The sequence below is a fragment of the Prevotella sp. TCVGH genome (genome assembly GCF_023522295.1).
GTDB lineage: Bacteria > Bacteroidota > Bacteroidia > Bacteroidales > Bacteroidaceae > Prevotella > Prevotella timonensis.
This window is the reverse complement of sequence record NZ_QFFX01000017.1, coordinates 33,987-52,588: the sequence shown is the minus strand read 5'-3', so window position 1 is coordinate 52,588 and position 18,602 is coordinate 33,987. Positions and strand designations below refer to the sequence as shown.

Sequence of the window (18,602 nt, the reverse complement as noted above, 5' to 3'; positions counted from 1 at the left end):
TTGTCCATATGGAAAAAATTAAAGGATTTCTCTTTGCCGTACGACACAGAGAAATCCTAATGACCGATTTGGGATAATGAATCACAACATTGGGTTGTGGTGAGGAGATGGATACCCATCCGTCTTTGTTGCGTTCTATATGTACAGGTTGGCAAAGGGGATTGTCTATTTGTGCCAGTTGAGCTAACTCTTCTTCGGTATGTTGATGTGCTAAAGGTAGGATGATGAAGTCGAAGGAAGTCTTGTGAGCTGTAAGCTCGTATTTGGGCATGACATCTGTACCGCAGCTGGCATTTCCTAATCCCCTTTGTGCCGCATCAAGGCATACAATGGTCTCGGATGTTGTCATTAGTTGGTATGGGTGTGCCGATCGGTCGTTTCTGTTTGTATAGTTGTCCTCGGCTTTCCAGTTGGCTACCGTGGTTGCCATCTGTGCAGGTGCTACGAACATCAGTCCACTTCCTTGGTTGTCTGTCAATGCCAACCATCTAACGTTCTCCTTGTTGCCACATTCCTGGGGCTTCACATAAGGGGTAAACTGTTGCTCGACGGTGCTGCTATACACTCCTTCGAAAGCCGATTCCCTGCGGTCTTTGTAGCTATCCCAAGGACCACGACCGAACCATTGCATCTTGTTGAAGCTTTGTGGCATGCCAAGGCGGAAGCCTAACTTGGGTAATACAACGCCTTTTTGTGCAGGGTCGATGATATTGTTGACAATAATGGTGCCGTCGTTCAATATGGTATATTGCTGGTTTACGTTGAAGGCAGTGCCATTAGTGCCAATATAGGTGCATTCTGTCTTGACGCTGGCACGCTTGCAGTCAATGTCAAGAGCCGCATCTGTGTTGCCCAACGAATAATTGAGCATACGCAGTCCCATGTTGTCCCAGTTGCCTGTCTGTGTCTTATCGTTGTCTGTTGGCAGTCTGAAGGCGTTCAATAAGATGTCGCTGCTGATGAGCTGCTTCCCTTGGTGATAGTAGGAAGAGAGGATGCCATTGGTAAAAACAGCAGAGAAGTCGGAACCTTTGATGATCACGGTGCCTTCGTTTTGGGTGAGTTGCAGTTGGTTGCTGTTGGATGAGATGTGCGGTTTCTTGTGAATGGCGTTTCTTATCCTGAATTGTTCGCTCGCAACTTCATATCCTGCATCCGCCCACAGGGTGGCTTGGCGCAGCTTGGCGGTGAAGCGAATAAAGTATTCTGCTGCCTTGTCGTCAAGTGTTGGAAGCCCATTGAGCTTGATTTCCATGCTGTCGTTGGGTGCGATGTCAATGTTGTTAACGGTGCCTTGCGCAATGGCAATGCCGTCTTTAAGTAGCTGGTAGGTGAGGTCTACATCGTTTAGTCGGCGTTGGTTGAGCTTGCTTTTGACGACAAATGTATATTGCAGGCTGTCTTTCATCCTGAAGTCCACGGGCTGGTAGATTTTCTTGACGTTGAAGGTCTTGGCTGTTGCGGTGTTGTCTGGCAAGACGATACCATTACAACAGAAGTTGTTGTCGTTTGGCATGTCGCCAAAGTCTCCGCCGTACGCCCAGTAATACTGGTTGGGCTTGCCCGGAACCGGCATCTTAATGCCTTGATCTTTCCAGTCCCAAATAAATTCACCTATTAAGGCTGGATAGCGTTCGTACAGATTGAACATTTCTCGTTGGTTGCCCATGGAGTTTCCCATGGCATGGGTGTTCTCGCATTGAACGTGGGGCTTGGGTCGCCATCCAGCCTTGTATTCTGCCAATCGCTGCTCACCAATGTTCTTGATACGGTCGTAGCTTGCATACATCGTGCTGGTCATGTCGCTCCATTGGCTGTTGCCTTCATAGTGGGTGAGCCGTGTGTCGTCAAGTTGTTTAATGGCTTCCATGACCGACCTGAAGTTATCACCTCCACCACTCTCGTTGCCACCCGACCAAATGACAATGGATGGGTGATTTCGAAGCGACAGTACATGGCGGGTGTTGCGCTCTACCATGGCGGCTCTGAAAAGTTCGTTGCCTGACAGGCTGGTGTTGCCATGGCACTCAACGTTGGCTTCTGCCAATACATAAAGACCGTATTTGTCACACAGTTCGTAGAAGTAGGGACTGTTGGGATAGTGTGAAGTTCGTACTGCATTGATGTTGAGCTGTTTCATTTGCTTGACATCCTGTTCCATCTCTTGTTTGGATACAGTTCTTCCATTCTCTTCACTGAACTCGTGACGGTTCACACCATGGAATATCACTGGCTTTCCATTTACCAAGAATGCGCCATCCTGACCTATGCTTATGGTTCTAAATCCTATTTTGCAAGCTCTGGTATCTATGGTTTTACCATTCTCTTTCAATGTGAGTACAAGGTTGTATAATGTGGGACGCTCTGCACTCCATGCCTCAATGCCGCTCACTGTAGGAAGGTTCAGCGTTGTCTTGCCCGTCGTGACCTGCTTGTTGGCTGTCGCAAGGACTTTCTTTCCGTCCAATAACTTCGCTTCTACTAATGTGTTTTGTGTCGTTTTCCCCGCAATGGTGAGGCTTACTTGGCTTTTAGCAGATGTTCCATCAGGTGACAAATTCGTTGTCTTAAAGAAGAAATCTTTGACGTATGTCTTTGGTGTTGACCACAAAAAAATGTCACGTGTAATACCCGTCAGGCGCCAGTAGTCTTGATCTTCGAGGAAAGAGCCGCTTGTAAACCGGTACACTTGTATGGCAATTTCATTCGTGCCAGCTTTGAGCAGTGAGGTGATGTTAAAGTCAGAGGGCAAGTAAGAGTCTTCGGCATAGCCAGCAAACTTACCATTGATCCAAACATAATAGCCGTGACCAGCACCGTTGAGTCGCAAATGCACATCACGACCATTCCATGTAGAGGGTAGGGAGAACGTGCGTCGATAGCTTCCCACTGGGTTTTTCATGTTGTTGTTATACGTCCAGTCAGAGGGACGGTCACCCATCACGCTGAATGTCCACCAATTACAAGTAAACGGATAGGTGACATTGGTGTACAGTGGCTTGTCCCATTGTTTCCCGTGTCGCACTCCGTAGACTTGCCATGTTGAGGGAACATCGATATCGTCCCACCCACTATCGTCATAGTCAGCAGCGAAGAAACGGGCAGGTCGCTTTGAAGGATCTGGCACCCACATGAACTTCCATGTACCATTCAGACTTTGGTAGTAGGGAGATTGTTCCATAGGAACACAATCGTCTTGTATAGAATTCTCCTGTGGAATGGTTAGTGTGCCAGCCTCTTCACGCTGCAAATGGGTGATGGATGGATTGTCCCATTCATTCATCGACTGTGCTTGTATATTTTGTTCAGAGAAGGTGGCTGTCACGAATGCCATGAACAGGCAAAGAATGTGTTTCATGTGGAATGTCTGTTTTAACTGCTTGATGATAAGTGATGTGTAAGGACGGTTCTAAAAATTGTTTTGCCAGACTTTGAACCTCTTGTATCAAAAGAAGCCAAGGGCGAAAAATAGTATGCCTTTAGGTTCTAAGTAACACATACACGGCGGTAATTCTTAGAACCGTCCATCATTAACGTTGTCAACGCTACAACTTAAGGCTGGTTCTATAAATTAGCTTTGTTAGATTTTGAGCTTATTTTTGAGGTCAAAATGCAAGAGAGTGAAGGAGTGTAGCGAGCTACACGACTGAACGAACTTACATTTTGAACCAAAAAGAAGCCAAAAGATAACAAAACGTATTTCATAAACATTTAATGACTATGTGCGGTGGAAATTTATAGAACCAGCCTTAAATGATACTTGTTCGTTTCGTAAATTCAATAATCTCGGGTATATAACCGAATGCCAAACCTGTGACGGTGTCGGCACAACCGTAATAAACGGCTACGCGACCTGTATTGGGATCATGCACCTCGGCACAGGGGAAACAAACATTAGGTACGTCGCCAGTCAGTTCATACTGTGTTTGTGGCGAGATGAGATAAGGACCTGAGCGATAGATAGGCTTCCATGGCTGTTCCAAGTCGAGTAGGGCAGAGCCAAAGCTGTACACGTAGCCATTGCACGAGCGTAGTACACCATGGTAAAACATCAGCCAACCCTCGGATGTCTCAATGGGGATAGGACCAGCACCTATCTTCATGCACTGCCATGCACTTACTTCAAAGGCGGCAGGTGACATGACATGGCGATGCTTGCCCCAGTACACCAAGTCGGGCGATTCGCTGTAGAAGATGTCTCCAAAAGGAGTATGTCCCGTATCACTTGGACGACTGAGCATGGCGAAGTTGCCATTAATCTTCTTTGGGAACATCACACCGTTGCGGTTGTAGGGCAGAAAAGCATTTTCCAATTGGTGGAAGGTCTTGAAATCAAACGTGTATGCCACACCAATGGTAGGTCCATGATAGCCGTTACACCATGTAACGTAGTAGCGGTCATCGATAAAACACACACGTGGGTCGTAACTGTACACCCATTCACCAATCTCTTTATTGTCACACTCAAAACGGAGCGGTTCTTCGTTGATGTTCCATTTCACGCCGTCATCACTGAAACCAACGTGTAATACCATTCTACGGTTGGTGTCATCACAGCGGAACACACCGGCGTAACCATCTTTGAAAGGTACTACGGCACTATTGAAAATACTGTTGGAGGTGGGTAGCAAATTCCTTGGAATAATGGGATTCGCCGAACAACGCCACATGACTTCTTTACAATCTGCCGCACGGTCTTCCCACGGCATGTTGGGCAAAGGTTGCCCTTGAATGATTAATTTGGACATAGGAATATTTTTTAGTTTACGAGTTGACAAGTTTGCAAGTTGACGAGTTGATAGTTTTTGAGTTTTGAGTTTTTAGTTGACGAGTTCAAAGTTGACGAGTTCACCAGTTGATAGTATTGATAACCAAAAGTTCAAACCTCAAGGTTCAATGCTTTCAGCTAATTATTCCCCTCCTTGGGAGGGGTTAGGGGAGGCCTTAAATGGTACAAACCAAGTGATGAGTAAGGCGGGAATGGTACATAGTAACACGAACATGAAGAAGTGTCGATAGCCCAAAGCGTCGCTCACCGCACCACTAAGCATGCCCGGCAACATCACACCAAGGTTCATGATGCCACTGGCAAAGGCATAGTGTGACATCTTGTGCTTGCCTGGTGCAATTTGTTGCATCATGAAGAGTGTCAGTCCCACGAATCCAAAGCCATAGCCGAAGTACTCCAGTCCAATGGCACTCCCTATAAAGACAAGGTCTTGTGGTTGATAAATCGCCAATAGGTTATACGCCACAAATGGCACATTGAATACCAATGCCAAAGAGAAAAGTGTCTTTTTCAGTCCACGATGTGCGATATAGTAGCCACCCAAGATAGAACCGATGACGAAGGCAGCAGCTCCAACAGTGCCATAGCATAGTCCTATCTCTTGCTCTGTCATGCCCAATCCTTGCTCCGAAACAGGTGCTTTAAGGAAGAGTGGCACTATCTTCATCACAAACCCTTCGGCAAAGCGATAGAGAATGATGAAGCATATATAATAAGTAATGTGTTTCTTCTTGAAGAACTCTGCAAACACCATCCATAGTTCTGTCCATATCTCACGGGCACTCTTTCTTTGCTTATCAGATTTTTCGTCTGTTGGAAGTATGAAAAAGTGATAGCATCCCAAGATGAGCATGGTTGTACCAGTAATCAACATGATGAACATCCATGCCTTGGTCACACCGTAACTCTTGATGAATATTCCTGCCAAGTACACTAATCCTCCTGTTGCAAATATCTTCGCCACGTTGTAAAACGCACCTTGCCAACCTATCCAGCGTGCTTGTTCTTCGGTTGATAGTACCGACATATATGTTCCGTCGGCTGCAATGTCGTGTGTGGCACCGCTGATGGCAATCACTGCTAAAATGCCAATGGTGATGGCAAAGAAGTTGGAAAGGTTCAAAGCGAAAGCCAATAAGGCAAACATCACGCCACAAAGCAATTGGGTAAGCACCACAAAAAACTTCTTGGTCTTGTAGATTTCAAGAAAAGGACTCCATATGGGCTTCAGTGTCCAAGGCAACATAATCAGTCCTGTCCAAAAGGTGATTTGCGTATCTGAGATTCCTAACCCTTTGTACATGAGTGAAGTCACCATGTTGAGCACCACAAAAGGCATCCCCATGGCAAAGTATAGCGTGGGTACCCACGCAATGGGATTCAGCTTCTTATTGGGAGAAGTTGTAGAATTTAGGTTCATTTTTGGTATGTTCTTTTACAGATGATGTTTATACATTCAATGAACGGGTAAGTTTACAATATATTTTAAGGCTGGTTCTATAAATTACCACCGCATATAGTCATTAAACTTTTATGAAATACGTTTTGTTATCTTTTGGCTTCTTTTTGGTTCAAAATGCAAGATTGTTCAGTCGTGTAGCTCGCTACACTCCTTCACGCTCTTGCATTTTGACCTCAAAAATAAGCTCAAAATCTAACAAAGCTAATTTATAGAACCAGCCTTAAGAACATAAGACGTTGTCTTTGTAACTCTTACCGTTCATTCAATTGACGTTTAGGGCTTATTCTTTAGGCGTGGGATTTGTCTCTTCATTGGTCATATCCACCACTTCTGTAGGTTCTGTTATCGAAGGTTCTATCTCCGTAGTTTCAATAGCAGTTTCTTCTATGGTAGGGTTTTGCTTGTATTTTCTATTCACCGACATCACTTTGAAGGCGTCGATACACTCGATGACACCGTACAGTACGAGGGTCCAACCTAACACGAAGAGCGGTGCAGAAGCAATCCACCTTGGTGCCACGATAGCGATAACTCCGATAGCTAATACAAAACAGGGCAAAAGCCAAAAGATAATGCCTACTCGTAGAATACGATTGATTGTTGCCAAAATAACAAATTGGTTGATAGCTCCTAATATTAAGATAGCAGCAAGGATATATACCAAGCCCGTCATAAACACGGTTGGCATCAGTGCCAATATGGCTCCCAACACCATGCTACCCAACCCAACGATAGGAAACGTGGGACGGAAGCCAGAAATCTGTCGCCCATTGGCATCAAGTACTACGGTTTCGTCTTGATGTTTCTTATCAATAAAATAGGTGATACATGAAATCAAACCCGATAGAAAGAATAAGACACCAATCAGAATGGTGAGCCATGTCACGGTTTCCTCACGATATCGAATTAAGAGAACACCAATGATGATAGCACACAATGAGCGGATGAATGAATTTTGTACTGTTTTCATAAAAATCTTTATATACGTGACAAATGTACAAACTATCTCCCATAATTCCAATTCTTTTTTATTATTTTTGTGCAAAATCATAAAGATATGACAACTTTATATTTGGTGAGACACGGTGAAACGGTAGAGAATGTGCAAAAAGTGATGCAGGGACAAACGCCCGGAAAGCTCAGTGAGTTGGGTGAGCAACAGGCAGCACACCTTTGTGAACAATTTCGTTCTGAAGCAATAGATATGTTTTTCTGCAGTGACTTGCAGCGTGCTGTGCAGACTTGTGCATGTATTGCCGCTCCGCATCAGGCTGTGATACACCAAACGCCGCTCCTTCGTGAGCGTGATTGGGGCGACTTTACGGGTTGTTATATTCCTGATTTGAAAGACAAGCCTTTTCCTGACAATGTCGAAAGCATCGAAGCACTCAAGCAACGAGCAGCAGCTTTCCTCGAAGAGGTGAGGCGGCGTTGCCCTTCAGGTACTGTTCTTGCGGTGGGGCATGGCATCATTAACAAAGCTATTCAAAGTGTGTTTTATCGTTTGCCCATGTCAGAAATCGCAAGGATGAATAATGCAGAGGTGCGAAAGCTACAACTGTAACATTCGCACCTTCTGAAGTTTCAGTTGTGTGCTAATGACTGGCGTCAGTCATTGCCACTGTCTGTTTCCTGAAACATCTTTAATGCCTATAAAAGAATCTATCATTTTGGATTTCACTTATTTTATTTTTTACCGATAGTATCTACCTTCTTCCCCCAAAGTGAACCGTAGAACCATTGTTATTGTTGCCATTTCCTCTCGGTACAGACCTGCCTATCGAACTCCGCCCCCCTCTTGATGCAGCACCAAAGTTGCGTGATGGAGACGTTGAGGGGTTGCGCATCACATTGGAACGTTGTGGAGCGTATTGTCTACTTGGACGGGATGATTCGTTCGGGGTAAATGTTCGATTTGGGACAGAGGGTCTGTTATTAGGAATTTGATACGATCTGCTACCACCGAAACTCCCACTCCTGCTTCCGTTGTCGTTGGGTGCAGGCTGTGTAACAGTGGTACGTGTACTACTGCGCCTGCGTCCAAACACCGTATTGGAATTTTGGTCAGGTACGTTTTGATAATCACGAATGCTACCCGAGCGATTGTACATGTCGCCATTACCGCTACCTCTTCCATAGGTAGAGATTCTTCTTTGCGGTCCATTGCCAAAGGAGCGACTGCCATTGTTGTAATATCCGCTGTGGAATCTGTCGCGCATACCAATGCCATTGTTACGATAGTCGTTTCCGTAGCTTCGTCCATAGTACCATGAGCGGTTGCCGTTGCGGTGCCAACTATGACCGCCACGGTAGACGGTGTAAAATCGTGGCGTTCCAAAGTAGAAGTAGTCTCGCCGTGGATAGCGTGCATAAACGGAAAAATGCCAATAGCCTGCATTCCAATATAAGGGACGATAGAAGTAAGTAGCATCGCAGTACAACCGATATTGCCAATCGAAGAGGATGTAACTCAAGTCCATGTTGCGCCTGTTCCAATAAACGCCATATAGGTCATCGTAATCGTCTATCCTCATCAGATAGTCGAGGTTAATCTCGTAAGCCGCCTCATATTGGTCGTCGGTAAGGTTGAGTTCATAAGCCATCTTGTCCGTTAGGAAGAGTGCCTGTTGACGAGCTTGTCTGTAACTCATGGCACTTGCCGAGACGGAAATAAAGAAGAGTGCTGCGAGGGTAAATATAAGCTTTTTCATCATCATAGGGTTTTGTTGATTCGTAAATATGGTTGTGACGTCACTATGCGATCTTTAACGACCATTGGTGAAGGAGTCTGCTGGTTTGACAGCACCTATTTCATTTCATCACATTGCAAATATAATGATTCATTTTTAGTGCCCAAAGGGCTTTTCCCTACATCATTGAGGAAATTCCCTATCATTTACGAATGTTAGCAGTTGGTGAATGTACCCACAGCGCTTTTATTGAAGAATCATATTTTTATAACGAGCAATACCAACGAAGCTGCATTTGTAAAATTCGGGGTATGCTACACGGAAGGCTTATTAATGCTGAATTTTCTTTACAAAGCACCTCTCAAAACTCGCGTGAAAACAACCAACAGCAAAGTTGGTCGCAAATACGCGAGTTATGAGCAAGTTTCATAATTCGTTGTTATTGAATATGTTATGCTTGTAATGCTTCTTTTTCTGCCTATTTTTACCATTCCTTTTCGATTAAAGCATTGAGTTAAGCCTCCTATTTGCATGCTTTAAGGCTGCTGAAGCATGTGAATAACAGCACTAATGTATGTTTCCAAGACCGTAAAGTCATTGTTTCAGCTGTAAAAAGCGTTTTTTTTGTTAAAATCAGCCCATTTTTGCAGTTCGTTTGCCTATTAATTTTTTCTATTTTGAAGATTTTAGATGGTCGATTTTTGGTAAAATAACAGGACAAAAACCATTTCTTTCTTTACCAAGTAGCAGCACCCGATCTATCTAAAAAAGACGAAAAGCGGCGTTACAGTCTTTTACTTTTGATGAAAGGCAGGAGAGAGGTTACCCCTCATTTTCTTTCGCTTTTTTCATCAGAACGCCTGCGTTCTTTTGACTTCTTTTTATCACACGTACATTTTGTGTGTTCTGTTGATTTCGTTGTTCCTTTCATTTATGCTGTTTTCAACAACAAGATATATCATTTCTAAGTAGTCGAGCGGTGGCATCACGATGAAGAATTTGCCCTCACAATTAAGTATGAAGGTTGGCACGCCGCAGAGACGGGCTGAAAGCCCAATTGGAATATAACCCAGGGTAGCACCCTGGGTAAGTATATTCCAACATACTGGCGCGCTGTAAGCGCAAAAGGAAATTGGGAGAAAGATACTTCACTGGCTCCTTTTGCGCTTACAGCGCGCCAATGAGCTAACGAACGCCCTCCCAGGGTGTTACCCTGGGCTATATTCCAATTGGGGCTTCGCCCCGCCTTTGCTCTTAACGTCAATTGCTGTATAATATCTCGGATTATCATCCTATATGGGCTTCACAACTCCTTAGCTTGTAACATCAACTTGTTGTGTGTTTTTCCAAATTCGTTTTCGACGAACACCTGCGTTCTTTGTCTTGTTTTGTGCTTTCGTTGTTCAACTATATTGCCTGCAAAGAAAAAACCGTGGCATGCGCGAAAATGAAATTGTATTCTATATAATAATGTGGAAAAAACTTCGTTATCTTTGCATAAAGAAAACCAATGAAACGCCAAATAATATTTTATTGTCTGCTTTTCTTGGCGCAAAGTGTGTGCGCGCAATTGAATCAACAAGAGGAACAAACAGAAAAATTGAATCTCGGAAGCAACATGAACTATCATGTTGAGTTCCAAAGTTCTTTTGCCCATGGGCATACACCTTTATGGATGCATTCCAATCGACACGGCTTAGGTTCGTTGGAATCGGTTAATGGCTACCTTCGTTCCAGCATCATCAGACCATTACGCACAGACTCTCTTCGTCGTTGGGGGGTTGGATATGGCGTTGATGTGGCGATACCTTATCATTTTACGAGTAAAGCCATTGTGCAGCAAGCCTTTGCTGAAGTGCGTTGGTTGCATGGCTCGCTCTCCATTGGAAGCAAGGAATATCCTATGGAACTCAAGAACAATGCCTTGAGTAGTGGTTCCCAAACCTTTGGAATCAATGCCCGACCCGTGCCACAAGTACGATTGGCATTGCCTGATTATTGGATGTTGCCATTCGGAAATAGGTGGCTACATATCAAAGGGCATATTGCTTATGGGCGGATGACCGATGACAACTGGCAACATGACTTTACGCAACGACAGTCGAAATACGTCGATCAGGTGTTGTGTCACAGCAAAGCAGGATTTCTGAAGATTGGCAATGAAGACCGATTTTGCCCTTGGTCTTTGGAATTAGGCTTGGAGATGGCAACACTCTTTGGAGGAACAAGCTATCAACCCCGCAGCAATGGCGAAACCAAGGTTGTCAAAGGCAACACCAATATGAGGGCTTTTTGGAATGCGTTTATGCCCGGAGGACACGATGCGCCCGAAGAGGGAATTGTATATCAGAATGTAGAAGGCAACCAATTGGGAAGTTGGCTCTTCCGTATGAATTACGAAGGCGACAGTTGGTGTCTAAGATTATACGGAGAAAAATATTTTGAGGACCATTCTTCCATGCTCCAACTCGACTACGATGGCTATGGAACGGGAGAGGAGTGGAACGTCAAGACGAAAAGAAAGTTTTTTCTCTACGACTTCAAGGATATGATGTTGGGATTGGAACTGAACCTAAAATACAACCATTGGTTACAGAGCCTCGTATTTGAATATTTGTACACGAAATACCAAAGTGGACCAGTGTACCATGACCATACGCAGAACATGAGTCATCATATTTCAGGGCGAGACAATTTCTACAACCACTATATTTATCCGGGGTGGCAGCATTGGGGCGAGGTACTCGGCAATCCGCTGTACCGCTCACCGCTTTACAACGAAGATGGAACTATTGAAATTCAAAACAATCGATTCAAGGCATTTCACTTGGGACTGTCGGGCGAACCCGCAGAGCGGCTCAATTACCGATTCTTGGCAACTTATCAAGAAGGTTTCGGAACCTATAACACCCCCTTTTTCAAGAAACATCACAACGTAAGTTTGTTTTTAGAGACCGCTTACCGCTGGCGATATGGCTGGCGTTTCATGGCTTCCTTCGGAGCTGATTTTGGTGGAATCTTAGGAAATAATCAAGGTTTTCAGTTAACAGTTAGTAAGCATGGGATTTTCAATTTATAGTTTTCAAAAGAGCGTACGCATGCGGCATTTTGCCTATGTAGTGGTGCTGTGCTTGTCTTTATGCGGGATAACCTCCTGCGAAGTGGAGACATCAGGCAACGGGGAGTTAGATGGCTTTTGGCACTTAGAGCGAATAGATACCTTACAGAATAGTGGTTCGAAAGATTTAACTTTGCATCGAATATTTTGGTCATTTCAAGGAAAAATACTGATGCTCAATGATATGGATTATCAACATCCTGAATGTGTCATGACATTCAAACACCACGACCAGCAACTGCTCATAGTCAATCCCTTGTTGTCCGACCGAACAAAAGGCGACCCTCGTATAAAGGATGTAAAGGTGTTAGCACCGTATGGCATTCATCAGTTAGATGAACGTTTTGAAGTAGAGACTTTGAGCAATCGAAAAATGATACTTCGAAGTCAGCGGTATCGACTTGTCTTTATCAAATTCTGAGTTCAATCGAAATGAGCCTTTCAGCAGATGTTGCATACTGATGCCATGAGATGAGGCTGTATAGCAGCTATCCTTTGGTTACGTGTCTCTCAAATTCATCAATGACATGAATATAACACATCGCATACCATCCGAAAAGCATCATGACGCCTCATTCTTTAACAACGAAAAACGCAAAAGCAACTAAAATATCTTTGCCGCAAAAACATTTCACGAAAGAACGTCCCGTTCTATCTAAAAAGACGAAAAACTTCGTTGCAACTTTTCGCTCTTTCCGTCAGAACGTTTACGTTCTTTGGGTTCTTTATATGATACTTACATTTTCGTGTTTTCTGTTGATTTCGTTGTTGATTTCTTCTACGCTGTTTACAACAACAAAATAATTCATTTTTAATGGAAAGAGCCGTGTTATAAATACGACGAAGTTGCAAACATCTAAAAAATTTTGCCAAAGAGGATGTTGATAAACGTCTTGGTGAGAATCTTGAAGTCAAACCACCACGACCGATGTTCCAAATAATACAAATCCAAATCCAATCGTTTGAGCATCTTTTCCATGGTGTCCGTGTAGCCATTGTACAATGTGGCATACGAGGTAACACCGGGACGGATTTGGTAGAGGAAAACATATCGTGGGTCACGTTTGATAATCTGGTCAATATAGAATTTTCGTTCTGGGCGTGGACCGATGAAAGCCATGTCACCTTTAACCACGTTCCACAGTTGTGGCAGTTCGTCTAAGTGATGTGTGCGCAGGTATCTTCCTATTTTGGTCATCCTGTGTTCATGTTCATGTCCATACAATTGTGGTCCGTCTTTCTCGGCATCTATGCACATACTTCGAAACTTATAAATAGTGAAAGGTCTGCCGAAACGCCCGATGCGTTCCTGCTTAAAGATAGCAGGACCGCCATCTTCGCGTTTAACAAGGATGTAGCACAGCAAGAAAGCTGGTGAGAAAATAATGATGGCAACGAGTGCTATCAGGAAATCGACGCAACGTTTGATATTGCGTTCAAACTCATTCATTCCGTCTGGAATGAATCGTTTGTTCTGAATGTCATTATTATACTTGATATAGGCGGGTATTTGCTTCACCTTGTTAAAATGTTTTATAATATAACGCTGCTTTGTTAAACATATTATATGTAATGCTGTGTTTTTATAGTTTTCACGATGCGTCCGTATTCCTCCGTGCCTTTCCGTTGCAAAAACAAGGTATTTTTATTTATTGTTACAAAAATTGCCCTTAAATGAATGCAATGCGATCTATTAAAACAATTTTTTTTGCTAAAAGACATTTATTTCAAAAAAAAAAGTTATTTTTGCAAAATAATAAGAAAAAGAGGATTATAATCTACACAGATTTGTGTAAATCTATCTAAACAATTGCTACCAGATTACGGTATCATACAAACGCTCCTTACACCTTATTATAATAGGCGTGAAAGAACAAGGGACGTAGACCTTCAAGAATAACCAAACAACTAAATAACTATTTTTATAACAACATGAAGAAAAGTAAAATTTTAATGGTAGGCGTACTTGCATGTGCCTTATTTGCAGCATGCAGTGACAAAGACACCAGTACGGCTGGTGCAGCCTTCGATCCATCAAAGCCCATCGTCGTGGACGATTTCTACCCCGACTCGGGTGGTGTTGCCACATCGATGATTATCTCGGGTAGTAACTTCGGCACCGACACCGTTGGACTACGCGTGATGTATGTAGACGAGGACGGCATCGAGCACCGTGGTGGATTGGTATCCTCGAACGGTGAGAAAATATATTGCACCGTGCCAAAAGGACTTACCTACAAGCGCAACATCGCCATCAAGGTGATGCGAGGAGAAGGAGAGAAAGCCATTTCTGGCGAAGCACCCAACAAGTTCATCTACCGTACACAGACGGCAGTGACTACCGTCATTGGACAACCTAACTCGGAAAACCAAGCTACCGTGCCAGGTACGCTGACTTCTACCACATTGTCGGCACCAGCATACATTTGCTTGGACGATGAGGACAATATTTTCATCTGTGAGCGATCTCATTACACGGGTCGAGCTGACGGGTGTCAAGCAAGGAATAGTAAAAATGAGAATAAGGACGGAAACGTGCTGATAGCCTCACTAAAGCGAAACAATGTGAGGTTTCTTGGCGAAGATTGCGGTTTTGTAAACGCTCCAGCCTTCTCTGACGAGTCGGGAGTGGAGGCTATGTATGCACCTTTAGATGGTGGTATGGACTTTTACCGTTACCAAAAAGCCACCAATTTCGCACAACAGAAATTGCGTGTCATCAAGACAGAGGAAACAAAGACACTTGATGAGAAAAACTGGAAGTTCTGTTTTGTAGTCAACAAAAAAGACCACCAGCTTTATACTGTCATGCACCAAGGACAGTTGGTAAGAATCAATCCTAAGACACGTAAGACGACTATCTTGCTCAAGAAGATTGGTATCCATGGAGCAAGCAACAATGGTAGCGACTCATTCTTTGCTTTTAGTCCCACCATGCCTAACCGCCTGTTCATTTGCCAGACCGACAACAACGAGATATGGTATGTGGACATTGACCAGTTGGAGGGAAAAGACCCGAACGAATACCACGGCGAGAAATATGCTGGACGCGCATGCTGGGAAGGAACCAGTGCTGGTAGCGGCTGGGAGGATGGTTTGCTAAAGAATGCCAAGTTTAACTATCCACGACAGATATGTTTCACTGCCGATGGCAAGATGTACATTGCCGACAGTATGAACAGCTGTATCCGTTGTATTGATACCAACCAACCTGACAATAAAGCCACTGTGACCACCGTCATAGGTCTGCCAGGATCGGCTGGATTTAAGGAAGGAGGTCCCGACGTGGCACAGTTCCGCTATCCACGTGGTGTGGCAGTGAATGCTGATGGTAGTATCGTGTACGTTGCCGACACTGGCAACCGCTGCATCCGCAAGCTGACGATTGAATAAATCCATGAAATAATAGTATATCAAACCAATATGAAACAATTTATCTATATGTTGGCTCTGTTACTCGCTGTAGTCACAAACGGCTTTGCACAGAATGCCAACGACAAAACCAAGAGCAAGACATTCACCGTGTCGGGAGTTGTGGTTGACGAACAGGACGAACCGTACCCAGGTGCCACCATCATCATCAAAAACGTTCCGGGACGAGGAGTGGTTTCCGACTTGGACGGAAAGTTCACCATTAAGGTAGACCCAAACTCCACCCTCGTGATACAGGCTGTGGGTATGAAAACCATAGAAAAATTAGTAACCAAAGATCTTGCTGACCAAAAGTTTGTGCTCAAAGAAGATGCCAGCACTGTTGACGAGGTGGTGGTAACGGGCTTGAGCTCGCAAAAGAAGGTGTCAGTGGTAGGAGCTATCTCTACTATCGACCCCAAGGAATTGAAGGCTCCAGGTATGTCGCTGAGCAACATGCTCGGTGGACGTGTGGCAGGTGTCATCACCATGCAAACCTCAGGAGAGCCAGGTCGTAACCTTTCGCAATTCTGGATTCGTGGTATCAGTACCTTCGGTGCCAACGGGTCAGCCTTGGTGTTGATTGACGGTATTGAAGGAAAACTCGATGACATCGACGTAGACGACGTGGAGTCGTTCTCTATTCTGAAAGACGCATCAGCGACCGCCGTTTACGGTGTGCGTGGTGCAAACGGTGTAGTCATCGTGACGACTAAGCGTGGTGCTATGGGTAAGCTCAGCATTACGGGGCGCGCCTCGGTAAAGCTGTCGCAAATCAAGCGCATACCACAGTATCTCGGTGCTTACGACTATGCCCTGTTGGCTAACGAGGCACGTGCCATGTCAGGTGAATCGGATTTGTACACACCACTTCAGCTCGACTTGATCAAGCACGGACTGGACAGAGACTTGTATCCTGATGTGAACTGGACCGATGAGATTATGAAGAAAACGTCGTTGCAGCAAAACTACTATATGAGCGCACGAGGCGGTGGCGACATCGCACGCTACTTCTTGTCATTGGGTTACCAAGACGAGGGCGCAGCTTACAATCAAAAAGGCAATGTGTTCAAGAAGCCGTTGACATACCGTAAGATGACGTATCGTGCCAACATCGACATGAACCTCACCAAGCTCACCACCTTATACTTTGGTGTTGACGGAAACATCGTGAACTACACCACGCCAGGCGGTATGGGTACCGATGCAGTATGGGAAAACATACGCGTGATGAACCCGCTGATGATGCCCGTGGAATATTCCGATGGCACCATACCTACTTTCGGGCGCAACAACTTGATTTCTCCCTACGCTGCACTCAACTACTACGGGTACAAAGACCAAAACACAACCCGCAACATGACAACACTGAAGCTCACGCAACAGTTCAATGGTGTGTTGCAAGGTTTGGAGGCATCGGTACAAGCCATGATGGACCACACCACCGACTTCAACGAGCGACGTATCATCGCTCCCGACTTGTATCACGCCACGGGTCGTAGCGCACAGGGTGCACTCATCAAGAGTCTGAACAGTCGTGCGCTAGACATGGTTTACGGCAGTAGCAACAGCGGATGGCGCAAATACTATCTTGAGGCAAAAGCCAACTGGAACCGCACCTTCGGCGACCATAACATGGGTGCTTTGATTTTCTACTACATGGAAGACACCAAAGGTACCGATTGGGGTAACGATGCCATGGGCATCAATGCCATTCCCGCTCGTAGACAGAACCTTTCGGGACGTTTGCACTACGGCTATAAAGACACCTACTTCATCGATGCCAACTTCGGTTACACGGGTTCGGCACAGTTCAAGAAGGGCGAGCGTTTCGGATTCTTCCCATCTATCGCTGCAGGTTGGATTCCATCCAACTACCAGTGGTTCAAAGATGCGATGCCTTGGTTTTCTTTCTTGAAGATACGTGGTAGCTACGGATTGTCGGGTAACGACCAAATTACAGGTACACGCTTCCCTTACCTCACACTCATCGACCATACGGCACCTACCTACTGGGGCTATCAAGGATTAGGTATTCGAGAGACACAGATTGGAGCCGACAACCTGAAATGGGAGGTATCAAGAAAGAGTGACGTGGGTATTGAAGGAAAATTCTTCAAGGATAGACTCGCCTTCACCGTAGACTTCTTCTACGATGTTCGTGACAACATCTACCGCCAGCGCGTCACCTTACCAGAATATGCAGGTATGATTACCATTCCATTCTCTAACGTGGGTAAGATGCACAGCTACGGATCTGATGGAAACATCTCATATCATCACCCTATTAACAAGGACATGAGTTTCACTGTACGTGCCAACTACACGTTCTCTGAGAACATCGTTGACAATTTTGAGGAACCTCTCTACGCATACGGTTACCAGAGTTCGAACGGAAAGCCATTGTATATCTTGCGTGGTCTTATTGCTGAAGGACTCTTTAAGAGCAAGGAGGAAATAGAAACCAGCCCCGAACAGATGTTCGGTAAGGTACGTCCTGGTGATATCAAGTATCGTGACGTAAACGGTGACGGCGTGGTGAACAACGACGACCGCGTGCCATTGAGTTACGGCAATCAGCTGCCACGGTTAATGTACGGATTCGGTGCCGATTATACATGGAAAGACCTGACCATTGGATTCCTGTTCAAGGGTTCTGCCAAGGTGGAATACTATCGTTCAGGCCTCTATAATGACTCTGGATGGATTCCATTCTATAACGGTGAGATAGGAAATGTGCTCAAGCACGCCAACAACCCAAAGAACCGCTGGACGCCAGCTTGGTACTCTGGAACTACAGCTACTGAAAACCCCAACGCAGAGTTCCCAAGACTCTCATATGGAGGTAACAGCAACAATGCTCAACTGTCAACATTCTGGAAGCGTGACGGATCGTTCCTCCGATTCCAAGAGTTGAGCGTGCGCTACAAGCTGCACCACAAGAAATGGATTACCGCATGTGGATTATCTTCTTTAGACTGCGAATTCGTCATGAATAATATCTTCACTATCGACAACGTGAAATACTTCGACCCCGAGCAGGCTGGGGCTAATGGCGCCGTATATCCGTTGCCAATGACATACGCTTTGCAGCTTTACCTAAACTTCTAAGAAATACAAACGATATTACAA

11 protein-coding genes are annotated in these 18,602 nt (G+C 44.8%); 5 read left to right on the top strand and 6 right to left on the bottom strand.

All coding sequences use genetic code 11. The features are described from left to right. The 4 genes from DEM91_RS04980 to DEM91_RS04965 all read right to left on the bottom strand — a co-directional run. Positions 1 to 3,358, bottom strand: a 3,358-nt coding sequence (locus DEM91_RS04980; RefSeq protein WP_249858170.1) for a glycoside hydrolase family 2 TIM barrel-domain containing protein, incomplete at its 3' end; no start/stop codon positions are given. Between the two features lie 391 nt (positions 3,359 to 3,749). Then, on the bottom strand, positions 3,750 to 4,748 hold the full coding sequence (locus tag DEM91_RS04975) for a glycoside hydrolase family 130 protein (RefSeq protein ID WP_249858169.1): 999 nt from the start codon (positions 4,746 to 4,748) through the stop codon (positions 3,750 to 3,752). 162 nt (positions 4,749 to 4,910) lie between these two features. Continuing rightward, a complete protein-coding gene (locus tag DEM91_RS04970; RefSeq protein WP_249858168.1) occupies positions 4,911 to 6,209 on the bottom strand; it encodes an MFS transporter in 1,299 nt (432 codons plus the stop codon). A gap of 322 nt (positions 6,210 to 6,531) precedes the next feature. Then, positions 6,532 to 7,221, bottom strand: a complete 690-nt coding sequence (locus DEM91_RS04965) for an HdeD family acid-resistance protein (RefSeq protein WP_249858167.1) — start codon at positions 7,219 to 7,221, stop codon at positions 6,532 to 6,534. An 87-nt stretch (positions 7,222 to 7,308) separates the two neighbouring features. Here DEM91_RS04965 and DEM91_RS04960 point away from each other — a divergent pair, with 87 nt between their 5' ends. Next, on the top strand, positions 7,309 to 7,815 hold the full coding sequence (locus DEM91_RS04960; RefSeq protein ID WP_249858166.1) for a histidine phosphatase family protein: 507 nt from the start codon (positions 7,309 to 7,311) through the stop codon (positions 7,813 to 7,815). Positions 7,816 to 7,957: 142 nt separating this feature from the next. Here DEM91_RS04960 and DEM91_RS04955 read toward each other — a convergent pair whose 3' ends face one another. Then, positions 7,958 to 8,965 carry a hypothetical protein gene (locus tag DEM91_RS04955; RefSeq protein ID WP_410525624.1) on the bottom strand — a complete coding sequence of 336 codons (1,008 nt, stop codon included), beginning with the start codon at positions 8,963 to 8,965 and terminating at the stop codon, positions 7,958 to 7,960. 1,486 nt (positions 8,966 to 10,451) lie between these two features. Here DEM91_RS04955 and DEM91_RS04950 point away from each other — a divergent pair. Together DEM91_RS04950 and DEM91_RS04945 are read left to right on the top strand one after the other, a co-directional pair. After that, positions 10,452 to 12,020, top strand: coding sequence for a capsule assembly Wzi family protein (locus DEM91_RS04950; protein ID WP_249858164.1), 1,569 nt, complete (start codon positions 10,452 to 10,454; stop codon positions 12,018 to 12,020). Next, entirely contained in the window at positions 12,001 to 12,480 is a 480-nt protein-coding gene (locus tag DEM91_RS04945) for a lipocalin-like domain-containing protein (protein WP_051275171.1), read from the top strand. The genes DEM91_RS04950 and DEM91_RS04945 overlap by 20 nt, the downstream gene beginning before the upstream one ends. 435 nt (positions 12,481 to 12,915) lie before the next feature. Here DEM91_RS04945 and DEM91_RS04940 read toward each other — a convergent pair whose 3' ends face one another. Beyond that, complete coding sequence (locus DEM91_RS04940) at positions 12,916 to 13,509, bottom strand: sugar transferase (protein WP_249858172.1); 594 nt, start codon at positions 13,507 to 13,509, stop codon at positions 12,916 to 12,918. Positions 13,510 to 13,991: 482 nt separating this feature from the next. On the opposite strand from DEM91_RS04940, the gene DEM91_RS04935 reads away from it, so the two are divergent. Then, positions 13,992 to 15,452 (top strand): hypothetical protein, encoded by a 1,461-nt coding sequence (locus DEM91_RS04935; RefSeq protein ID WP_249858163.1) that lies wholly within the window; start codon positions 13,992 to 13,994, stop codon positions 15,450 to 15,452. 30 nt (positions 15,453 to 15,482) lie between these two features. Next, entirely contained in the window at positions 15,483 to 18,581 is a 3,099-nt protein-coding gene (locus DEM91_RS04930; RefSeq protein ID WP_249858162.1) for a SusC/RagA family TonB-linked outer membrane protein, read from the top strand. Positions 18,582 to 18,602 lie beyond the last annotated feature (21 nt).